The organism is Prochlorococcus marinus (assembly GCF_001180245.1).
Taxonomy (GTDB): Bacteria; Cyanobacteriota; Cyanobacteriia; order PCC-6307; family Cyanobiaceae; genus Prochlorococcus_A; species Prochlorococcus_A marinus_F.
Genome location: NZ_CVSV01000081.1, coordinates 1 through 9217, shown reverse-complemented (window position 1 = coordinate 9217; position 9217 = coordinate 1). Strand labels below are relative to the sequence as shown.

At 29.4% G+C, this 9217-nt stretch carries 13 protein-coding genes; 7 read left to right on the top strand and 6 right to left on the bottom strand.

Annotated features, from left to right (window positions below):
- Nucleotides 1-10 precede the first annotated feature (10 nt).
- Both AMO19_RS03315 and AMO19_RS03310 read right to left on the bottom strand, forming a co-directional pair.
- On the bottom strand, nucleotides 11-322 hold the full coding sequence (locus AMO19_RS03315; RefSeq protein ID WP_257008946.1) for an EamA family transporter: 312 nt from the start codon (nucleotides 320-322) through the stop codon (nucleotides 11-13).
- A 139-nt stretch (nucleotides 323-461) separates the two neighbouring features.
- Entirely contained in the window at nucleotides 462-698 is a 237-nt protein-coding gene (locus AMO19_RS03310) for a hypothetical protein (RefSeq protein WP_025954851.1), read from the bottom strand.
- Between the two features lie 185 nt (nucleotides 699-883).
- Here AMO19_RS03310 and AMO19_RS03305 point away from each other — a divergent pair, with 185 nt between their 5' ends.
- The 6 genes from AMO19_RS03305 (at nucleotide 884) to AMO19_RS03285 (ending at nucleotide 5135) form a co-directional block, all read left to right on the top strand.
- Nucleotides 884-2128 carry an NAD(P)/FAD-dependent oxidoreductase gene (locus AMO19_RS03305; protein WP_075507334.1) on the top strand — a complete coding sequence of 415 codons (1245 nt, stop codon included), beginning with the start codon at nucleotides 884-886 and terminating at the stop codon, nucleotides 2126-2128.
- A gap of 119 nt (nucleotides 2129-2247) precedes the next feature.
- Complete coding sequence (locus tag AMO19_RS03300; RefSeq protein WP_075507333.1) at nucleotides 2248-3003, top strand: GAF domain-containing protein; 756 nt, start codon at nucleotides 2248-2250, stop codon at nucleotides 3001-3003.
- Between the two features lie 83 nt (nucleotides 3004-3086).
- Nucleotides 3087-3572: a DUF2214 family protein gene (locus tag AMO19_RS03295; RefSeq protein ID WP_075507332.1), complete on the top strand. Its 486-nt coding sequence runs from the start codon at nucleotides 3087-3089 to the stop codon at nucleotides 3570-3572.
- Nucleotides 3569-4105, top strand: a complete 537-nt coding sequence (locus tag AMO19_RS03290) for a DUF1643 domain-containing protein (protein ID WP_075507331.1) — start codon at nucleotides 3569-3571, stop codon at nucleotides 4103-4105. The genes AMO19_RS03295 and AMO19_RS03290 overlap by 4 nt, the downstream gene beginning before the upstream one ends.
- A gap of 82 nt (nucleotides 4106-4187) precedes the next feature.
- On the top strand, nucleotides 4188-4316 hold the full coding sequence (locus tag AMO19_RS08750) for a hypothetical protein (RefSeq protein WP_011863480.1): 129 nt from the start codon (nucleotides 4188-4190) through the stop codon (nucleotides 4314-4316).
- Nucleotides 4317-4403: 87 nt separating this feature from the next.
- Entirely contained in the window at nucleotides 4404-5135 is a 732-nt protein-coding gene (locus AMO19_RS03285) for a pirin family protein (RefSeq protein ID WP_075507330.1), read from the top strand.
- Between the two features lie 11 nt (nucleotides 5136-5146).
- Here the strand turns inward: AMO19_RS03285 and AMO19_RS03280 are convergent, their stop codons facing one another.
- Nucleotides 5147-5461 (bottom strand): MATH domain-containing protein, encoded by a 315-nt coding sequence (locus AMO19_RS03280; protein ID WP_075507329.1) that lies wholly within the window; start codon nucleotides 5459-5461, stop codon nucleotides 5147-5149.
- A gap of 126 nt (nucleotides 5462-5587) precedes the next feature.
- Nucleotides 5588-6979, bottom strand: coding sequence for a UDP-N-acetylmuramoyl-L-alanine--D-glutamate ligase (gene murD, locus AMO19_RS03275; protein WP_075507328.1), 1392 nt, complete (start codon nucleotides 6977-6979; stop codon nucleotides 5588-5590).
- A 100-nt stretch (nucleotides 6980-7079) separates the two neighbouring features.
- On the opposite strand from murD, the gene AMO19_RS03270 reads away from it, so the two are divergent.
- The gene (locus tag AMO19_RS03270) at nucleotides 7080-7346 is read left to right on the top strand and encodes a hypothetical protein (RefSeq protein ID WP_075507327.1); all 267 of its coding nucleotides are present in this window, start codon (nucleotides 7080-7082) and stop codon (nucleotides 7344-7346) included.
- Here AMO19_RS03270 and AMO19_RS03265 read toward each other — a convergent pair.
- Together AMO19_RS03265 and AMO19_RS03260 are read right to left on the bottom strand one after the other, a co-directional pair.
- Complete coding sequence (locus tag AMO19_RS03265) at nucleotides 7341-8270, bottom strand: oxidoreductase (protein ID WP_075507326.1); 930 nt, start codon at nucleotides 8268-8270, stop codon at nucleotides 7341-7343. The two genes, AMO19_RS03270 and AMO19_RS03265, sit on opposite strands and share 6 nt — an antisense overlap.
- Before the next feature lie 107 nt (nucleotides 8271-8377).
- Nucleotides 8378-9127, bottom strand: coding sequence for an NAD-dependent DNA ligase (locus tag AMO19_RS03260; protein WP_075507325.1), 750 nt, complete (start codon nucleotides 9125-9127; stop codon nucleotides 8378-8380).
- Nucleotides 9128-9217: the final 90 nt, after the last annotated feature.

Below are 9217 nucleotides of genomic sequence, written 5' to 3'. Positions count from 1 at the left end.
TGTTATTTTTTTAAGCTGCCATTAATGGAGAAAGAGTTTCTATAGATAAAGTTTTTCTTGTGCCAATTGTTTGTAGTGACTTTAAGTAGAAAGTATCGCCTAAACCAATACCTATTATTCCACTAATTAGTAGGATAAATATGTTCTTTAATTCAGTTGTAGAACTTAGATTGATAAAAGCAGGTATAAAAATTAAAAAAGCTATTATATTTTTTATTAAATTAATATCTATTGATTTATATTTTTGAGTTTGCGAGCGCCAAATAAAGCACGCATATGTCCAAGATGTAGCAGCTCCAAAAGCAGAAAGGATTCCAATCAAAACGAATAATTTTTAAAAATTTTATTTTATAAATTGAGTAAATGCTAAAAAGAATACATATATAAGAATCAAAATCCCCGGTAAGTACTGAATTAGTGATTTGAAATTATTTTTTCTCATGTTTCTAAAATATTTTAATTTAAACAGTTTTTTTATTAGTAGGGTACAAACTCTCTAACTTTTTTCTTCTTTGAACTTTCGCATTAATTCTTTCTTCTTTTTCTTTTTTCTTGATCTCATCATTTATCTTATTTTGTCTATATCCAAACCAAAGTAGAACCCAAATAACAGAAGTTATTAAAAGAAGAGCGGTATATTGACCAGTCATAGGAAAACTGGCCTCAGAATATTTAACGTAAGAAAATAACAAGCTCATTTAATTAACTTAAAGCATAAAAATAACGACTGTGTTGATTTTTCTAGAAATTTAAAAATTAGCGAATCGTAGCTATTTATTATGTAGTTTTAAAGTTTTATATTTATTTTTTTTTGGTTTTTGGACTAATTTTTCTTTATAACTACTTGCTATTATCAGATTGAAGCATATTAAATAATAAGTTTTTGGAACCTTTTGATTTAGCAGTTGTTGGAGGCGGTGCAGCCGGTTTTATGACAGCAATAACTGCTGCTGAAAATGGAGTAAAAAGAATAATAATTCTTGAAGGAACTTCAAAACTTATGGAGAAAGTAAGGATTAGTGGAGGGGGAAGATGTAACGTCACTAATGCGACATGGATACCCAATGAACTAATTGAGAATTACCCCAGAGGTGGAATTCAGCTCTTGGAATCATTTAATCGTTTTGCTGCTGGAGATGTATATGATTGGTTTGAGAAAAAAGGTTTAAAATTAAAAATTGAGGAAGATCTAAGAGTATTCCCAGTGTCTAATTCTTCTTCAGATGTTATTGATTGTTTGAGAAAAAGTGCTTTATCAAAAAACGTAGAGATAATAACAAAATTTTTTGTAAAAGAAATTGCAAAAACTCCAGATAATATATTCAATATTTTTAGTCTTAAAAAAGCAAAGGTAACTGCAAAAAATATTATTCTTTCAACTGGAGGTAATCCAAGCGGATATAAATTAGCTCAAAATCTTGGACACACCATTGTTAAACCTGTACCATCGCTTTTTACTTTTTCCACAAAAGAACCAAATTTGAATGAATGTAGTGGGGTATCGATAAGGGGCATAGATATAGAAATTAATTTAAACAATAAGAATTTTCAAAATAGAGGCGATTTACTAATAACGCATTGGGGGTTTAGTGGGCCAGCAGTATTAAAACTTTCATCAATTGCAGCAAGGGAACTTTATAGCCAAAAATATAAATTTAATTTAATCATTAAATGGTCTTCTTTAAGTTATGAGGAGTTAAAAGAAAAAATTAATTATTTAAGATTAAATAAAGGCAAGGTGAATCTTATTAATAGTAGACCTGTTCCACTATTAACAAAAAGATTATGGATTTTTTTATTAAAGAAAATAGGTATTGATAAAGAGAAAAAGTGGGCTGATTTACTTGCGGATGAAAGAGAGAAAATGATAAGTACTCTAATGAGGGATAAATATATAATTTCGGGCAAAGGTCCATTTGGAGAGGAATTTGTTACTTCCGGAGGCGTAAAAATTAATGAGGTTAATTTTAAAAGTATGGAGAGCTTAATTTGTCCAGGGTTATTTTTTTCCGGAGAAGTTTTAGATGTTGATGGGATCACGGGTGGATTTAATTTTCAACATTGTTGGACAAGTGGATGGATCGCTGGGATGGCAGTCTCAAAGTTAAATCAATCAATAACAAATTAATAAGTAATAAATAAGTAAGTAACAATTCAATAAGTTTATCTTTTTTTTATTAAGTATTAGACGGAAAAAGTTTTTTGGAGAAACTTTAATTTTAAAGTTTTAATTATTGGTGAAGATTAATGCAAAATCTTGTATCAAAAAAAGCAGAAGAGGAAAGAAGATTAAAAGCTTTGGCAGAATATAGGATTTTGGGAACCAGGCCAGAATCATGTTATGACGATATTACAAAAATTGCTGCTACAACCTGTAATGTGCCTATTTCTTTAATGACATTGGTAGACAAAGATAAACAATGGTTTAAATCCAAAATAGGACTTCAAATATCAGAAACTAGAAGAGATTGGTCTTTTTGTACCCATGCAATAAAAGAAAATAGTCCATTAATTATTCATGATGCTTTCCAAGATGAAAGATTTATAAATAATCCATTGGTAACAGGAGACCCCAAGATTCGTTTTTATGCAGGTTTTCCCCTTAGAAATAGTGACGGTAATAAACTTGGAACTCTTTGTGTAATAGACAGAAAGCCAGGAAATCTAACTACACAACAATTCAATATTATGGAATTATTATCCAAGCAAATAGTTTCATTTTTAGAGCTTAGAAAAAAGTCATTGAACTTGCTAGATGCTTTGTCTAACTTGCACAAACAGGAAGGTATTTTATCTGTCTGTTCATATTGCAGAGAAGTGAAAAATAAGGAGGGCGATTGGATGCATTTAGAAAAATATCTTTCGAAAATTAGTGATATTAGATTCAGTCATGGGGTTTGTGATAATTGTATGGAAAAACATTTCCCAGATGTAATCGAAGTATGGAATAAAAAGGATTTCTTTGAAGATGGTCAAAAAAAGGTTTTTAGAGTCCTAGATTAATTAGCTGACTTTTTATTGTTTAATTTATTTTCTAAACAAATTCTTTATTTGGTGGTTAGTATTGTATAAATTTTGACTAGAGAATGTTATTAGGAACTTTATTGACAGGTGAAATTGCTAAAAGTGCATTAGTAGCATATGTTCATTATTTAGGAATAATATTGTGTTTCGGTTCTCTTTTGTTTGAAAGATTGACTCTCAAGGTAGGTCTTAATAGAAATGAGACGATCTCAATGATAATTGCAGATGTGGTTTATGGTTTAGCGGGTGTTGCGATATTAGTTACTGGGATTTTGCGAGTTAAGTATTTTGGTCAAGGAGGTGATTTCTATACAGGTAATCCTGTGTTTTGGATAAAGGTTTCTCTTTATATTCTTGTGGGATTACTTTCTTTATACCCAACAACAACCTATATCTTATGGGCCATTCCATTAAGTAAGAATAAATTACCTGAAATATCTGAAAATCTAGTCAAGAGGTTCAAACTAATAATTACTACTGAATTAGTGGGCTTTGCAACAATACCTTTGTTTGCCACTCTCATGGCTAGAGGTGTTGGTTTAGGTTGAATAATTTATTTCTAGAAAGAAATTGTTTAATAAGTGCAAACAAACTATATAGATGGAGTTTAAGTTATAAGATTTCTAAATCTAAAAAAGAGATTATCTTTATTGGTTTAAATCCCTCAATATCGGATGAAGTTTTCTTGGACAACACAACAAAAAAGATAATTAAAATTTCGAAAAACAATAATTACGGCAAAGTAAAATTAATAAATCTATTTGCTCTTATTTCAAGCAAACCAGAAAAACTTTTTAAACATAAAAACCCTGTGGGCTATCTAAACAACAATCATATTTATAAAAACTTAAAACACTGGTCTGAAAGTAAGAATTGTGATTTATGGTTAGGTTGGGGTAACAAAGGTAAATTTCTAAATAGAAATAAAAGAATATCAAAAAAAATAATGCAATATCACTCAATTAGGAAAAATAATTTTGATAATCCTCTTGGACCGCTTTTAATCAAGAAAACAATCAAAAATAATCCAATACACCCTCTATATTGTTCTGATTATTCCATCCTCCAATCTTATTTTTAGGTAGTAAGGCTCAAATTCAAACCAGTATTTTTAGCTAATCCATTAAATATGTGTTAATTTCTAATTGTTAAGATAATCTAATATGAAAATTTCAAAGCAATTAAATAAACTAAAAAACTTGAATGTTGAGGCAGAAAAATGTTCTACAAGAGAAGAAGCAAAAAAAATAATTAATAAAGCAAATAAAGCACAAAGTAAAATCAACAAATAAATAAAAAGTAATTTAAATTATTCATAAATTATAATTTTCAACAATATTTAATTTACACAAATACAACATATTAATTTCTTAGTATTTATGTCTTTGAAAATAATTAAAATAAGGAAATCGCACGAAAGATTTAGATCGACTAGAGAATGGCTAAATTCGATGCACTCATTTTCTTTCGCAGAGCATAGAGATCCAAAATGGGATAATTTTGGGAAAATTAGAGTTATAAACGAAGATACTATTTCTCCTAATGCAGGATTTAATACACATTCTCATGCAAATATGGAAATAATTACTGTAGTAACAAAAGGAGCAATAACTCATAGAGACTCTTTAAACAATCTTGGAAAAATTCACAAAGATGAAGTACAAGTTATGTCTGCAGGTACTGGAATCTCTCATAGCGAGAAGAATGAAGAAAATGAGAACTGTAAGTTGTTCCAGATTTGGATATACCCTCAAAAAGAAAATATCAAACCTCGATATGAGCAAATTTCATTAAATGAAAATTTGTGGGACAATCTTATTTTTAATTACAAAGACTGTAAAAATAATAAGCTTTTTCTAAATCAAAGTATCTCTTTATGGCGTTGTAAATATAAGCCAATTAAAGAAAAAAAATTGCCATTAAAAATCGATAAATATAATTGGATACAAATAATAGAAGGCAATCTTTTATTAAAAAGTAAAGACTCTAATTCAAATATATTTCTCGAATCTGGAGATGGTTTGGGTTTTGAAGTTAATTATTTTGATGATGTTTCTATAGATACTGAAAAAAACTTAGATTTTCTATTATTTTCGATGCCTTCCTTATAATTTCTGTTATTTTACCCATCAACTCCTTTATTAAATGCATTTAAGGCTTGCAAAGCCATATTAAGGTGAACTTCCATAGCACCAAGTGCAATTAAAGAATTTGGTGATTTATCTTTTAGTAAATTCTCTTTTCTTTTTGATAACTCATTAACTACCTTCTTAGTTGAATCTTCCCAATTGTTGATTAACTCTTCAAATTCTCTTTTTTCAGGGCTTTCTATTTCTGCTAATTCATCAGAAAAATGAGAATCCTTTTGTGCCCTAAGCATCAAGTAACTTAATTTTTTATGACTTATTGCTTGAGGTAAATTGTTAGATTCACTCATTGCTAGTGGGTTAATTTATAGTCAAAATCTAACTAACTAAGTGAATATTTGCTAGAGGGTAAACGGTTGTGATGACCGACCTGAAAATTACGAAATGATACTTGGACAAAAAATGGATTTATTAACCTATAATTTTTCACTTATTAGTTTCTTGAAATAATCTCCACGCTCTTCATAATTTTTAAATTGATCAAAACTAGAGCATGAAGGTGAGAATAATAATGTTCCAACCCTATTATTTTGTAAATAATGAAAAACAAAATTTAAAAGCTCTTTAAGTTCTGAAAATTCAAAAACATTTTTTTTAAATCCTTCATTAATAAGGGCCATTTTTAGGACTTTTGAGCTTTCTCCAAAAAGGAAAACACATTCAACTTTTTTCTTTAAAACTTTTACCCACTCACTATATTCATTGCCTTTTAATCTACCCCCAGCAATGATTATTATTTGACCTTCAATTGAACTTATTCCCGCAATAGATGAGTCAAAATTTGTAGCTTTACTATCATTAATGATTTCCAGATCATTATTTTTATAAATTGTTTCCATCCTATGGGGTAATTGTTTGTATTTAGATAAGGAATCTTTAATCTTCTTGCCAGATAATCCAACTTTTCTTGCTGCTGCAATTACCAATAAAAGATTTTGAAGATTATGCATTCCTTTTAAAGAAAAATGTTCAAGTTTGAATAATTTCTTCCCTCTCTCAACAATGTACGCTTGTTTATCTATCCAATAATCGCAATGATTGAAATTTGATTTATTGAAACTAGTTGTTATCCAAACCCCTCTTGATAGCGAACTGTAGTGATTTCTTAGGTTTTTATCGTCATAATTATAAATTCTAAAATCAGATTTTTCTAACAAGCTTTTTTTTATGTTGAAATAGTTTTCAAGTGTTTTATGTCTTTCAAGATGATCTTCTGTGAAGGTTGTCCATATTCCAATATTAGGTTTTACTTCTGGAGATATTTCTATTTGATAACTGCTTAATTCAGCTACAACCCAATCAATTTTTTCATGTTTTTTGGAGTGAGCATACTTACATAAAGGTGTACCAATATTTCCAGCAAAAGGAGCATATAATCCAGTATCAGAGAGTATATGGCTTAGTAGATGAGTAACAGTAGTCTTGCCATTAGTGCCAGTAATACCTATCCAATTTGTGTCTTTTAAAATTTCCCATGCAACATTAATTTCTCCAATTACTTTAATTCCCTTTTTTTTTAATTCAATAATAGTTATGTGGTCATAAGGTATTGATGGACTTACAACAACAGATTCGATCTCTTTCCAAAAAGGTTGAATTTCTTCAAATACAAATTCTTTATTTAGAGAAACTATGATATTAAGCTCCTCTAATGCTGTTTTTCTCTCTAAGAATTCTATCCCATCTTTACTTTCCCAAACAATTACTCTCTTATTGATGCTTCTCAAATACTTGGCAGCCCAAAATCCAGATTTACCTAATCCAATTACAAGATTAATATTTCTTTTACTTGAATGATTATCTATCATTAAATTTATAATTGCATTTATATTAATTGTGTTTAAAGGGTAATTCAATCATGAGATTTTTCTTCAGTATTTATAGTATTCGTCCAAGAAAAGTTAATTAATGGAAGATAATACTGCAAAATATTGGTTCTCTTGGTTTTATGAAAAGTGGGAGAAAAATGCTCCAGGTGAATTAATTGAACAGGGTTTAACTCCGTCTCAGATCGCTGAGCGCTTTGTTAATGAAAACCATAATAGTTTTATTCAATTGTCAAAAAAAATTGATGAAAAAAATTATGATGCCTTAACAGAATTTATGAAACTCTCAGAGAGTGAATTACATATCTTGAAGTATTTTCTAAAGTTAGTAAAAATGAAAAATTTATAAGAAGTTATTAAGTATTTCCATGCTTTTTTCCCATAAGTTTTTTCTTTCTTTTTTATTCATGGCGAAAGGAGAAGTAGGGGATAGTTTTGGATGACCTCTAAAATTAAATCTAGGACCATAATGATCACCGCCTCTTGCGTCTGGTGAAGTAGCTGCAAAAAGCTGAGGTAAAGCACCCATCTCAGCAGTTTGAAAAATAGGGCTAAATAATTCCAATGAGAATGTTTCTAATGGACCAGGGTTGGGTTTTTGAGCAGTAAAGAGATTTGTTTTTGCAATTCCTGGGTGAGCAGCTAAAGAAAGTATATTTTTGTGCTTTAAGTTCTCATTTAGTTCCAAAGCAAACATTACATTTGCCAATTTGCTATTGGAGTAAGATTCCCATTTATTGTAGTAGTTCTCGGCTTTCAGATTTTTCCAACCAACTTTGCCAAAAAATTGTGCTCCCGAAGTCACCGTCACTATTCTAGATTCTTCTTTTTTTTCAATAATTGGAAGTAACTTTAGAGTCAAAAGCATGTGAGCTAGATGATTAACTGCAAATTGTATTTCATATCCTTGGGCACTAAGAGTTTTAGGCGGATGCATAATGCCTGCATTATTGATTAGTAAATCCAAATTTTCAAAATTATCAAAAATTTTGGACTGAACTTCAACAATATTTTTTAAATCTGACAAATCTAATTTTAAAGGGGTAAATAATCCTTCAGGATTAAGACCTTTAAGTTTTTTGATAGTTTGATTAGCTTTTTCAAGTGATCTACAAGCTATAACAACATGTACATTTTTTTCAGCTAAGGCCTTTGCAGTGTAGTATCCCAGACCACTATTCGCACCAGTAATTAGCGCTGTTTTGCCTGTAAGGTTTGGAATATTGGATGTTTCCCAGTTAGAGATTTTAGGTCTTGAAATAGTGGCAGTCATTTAGTAATCCTGCAAATTGCTTTGGAATAAACCAAAATTTAATTACTTTTCCACTGTAAATACTGGAAGTCAGTATCGTGAGCTCTTATTGAAGGTACTATTTAATATTATTTTTCAATTGCATATTGCCATTCGTTATTTTGAGATAAACTTTTCTCTCTAAGTAACTGCAATTTCCTACTATTTATTTTTATAACAATCCCATTAGTTGGATATTTCGCAAATATTTTTTTCTCTAACCAATGTTTTTTATATATTTGGATTTCGCTTGTATGATTTGTGAAGTAACTGTCAGGGGTGCTGAAGCCACATTTTTTAAGATAGTTAAGGGTTTCGTATTGATTAAGTCTTCCATTAAGTATTTGGAAACAGCAAAAGCGGAGACTTTCTCCAATCCCTTTCTTATCATTGAGGTATTTTCTTGTAATTCTTTTGGAAATGCCGGCAACTTGGTTTGTAGCGTATAGTTCACCTCTAATTTGAAAATCTCGTTTGATAGGAATACAATCGGGGACATTTTTAATTTGTTTAATTTTGCTTGAGACATCAAATCCTTTTTTTGTAATAGCTTTATTAAACTTGCCATCTATATATCTAATTGCAATAGCACAGCCATCAATTTTTGGTTGAATACTTAATCTTGTTTTTGTTAATAAACTTTCCAAAAATTCCTTATAGTTTTCTTTGGCTAATTTTGGCAAAAGTTTATTATTTTTTTGATTAAAATAGTTAGGCTCTGGATTGACAGGAATAAAGAGCTTTTCAAGTTGCTTAAATGCATCATTCGAAATTATGCCTTCACCTATTCTGTATTGTTCATCTAGATACTTAACATCTCTCACTAATAAATTATTCATAATAATTTTGATTAATATTTAAAAATCTTCTAGAAAAAATCATTTAAATAAAGATTTGAAAATTTAAATTAGATTTAAAAAGTAATTGAT

Coding starts and splice junctions, on each gene's coding strand:
- AMO19_RS03260 (WP_075507325.1), bottom strand. CDS start 9,127: ATGAATAATTTATTAGTGAGAGATGTTAAGTATCTAGATGAACAATAC.
- AMO19_RS03270 (WP_075507327.1), top strand. CDS start 7,080: ATGGAAGATAATACTGCAAAATATTGGTTCTCTTGGTTTTATGAAAAG.
- AMO19_RS03295 (WP_075507332.1), top strand. CDS start 3,087: ATGTTATTAGGAACTTTATTGACAGGTGAAATTGCTAAAAGTGCATTA.
- AMO19_RS03310 (WP_025954851.1), bottom strand. CDS start 698: ATGAGCTTGTTATTTTCTTACGTTAAATATTCTGAGGCCAGTTTTCCT.
- AMO19_RS03265 (WP_075507326.1), bottom strand. CDS start 8,270: ATGACTGCCACTATTTCAAGACCTAAAATCTCTAACTGGGAAACATCC.
- murD (WP_075507328.1), bottom strand. CDS start 6,979: ATGATAGATAATCATTCAAGTAAAAGAAATATTAATCTTGTAATTGGA.
- AMO19_RS08750 (WP_011863480.1), top strand. CDS start 4,188: ATGAAAATTTCAAAGCAATTAAATAAACTAAAAAACTTGAATGTTGAG.
- AMO19_RS03300 (WP_075507333.1), top strand. CDS start 2,248: ATGCAAAATCTTGTATCAAAAAAAGCAGAAGAGGAAAGAAGATTAAAA.
- AMO19_RS03285 (WP_075507330.1), top strand. CDS start 4,404: ATGTCTTTGAAAATAATTAAAATAAGGAAATCGCACGAAAGATTTAGA.
- AMO19_RS03280 (WP_075507329.1), bottom strand. CDS start 5,461: ATGAGTGAATCTAACAATTTACCTCAAGCAATAAGTCATAAAAAATTA.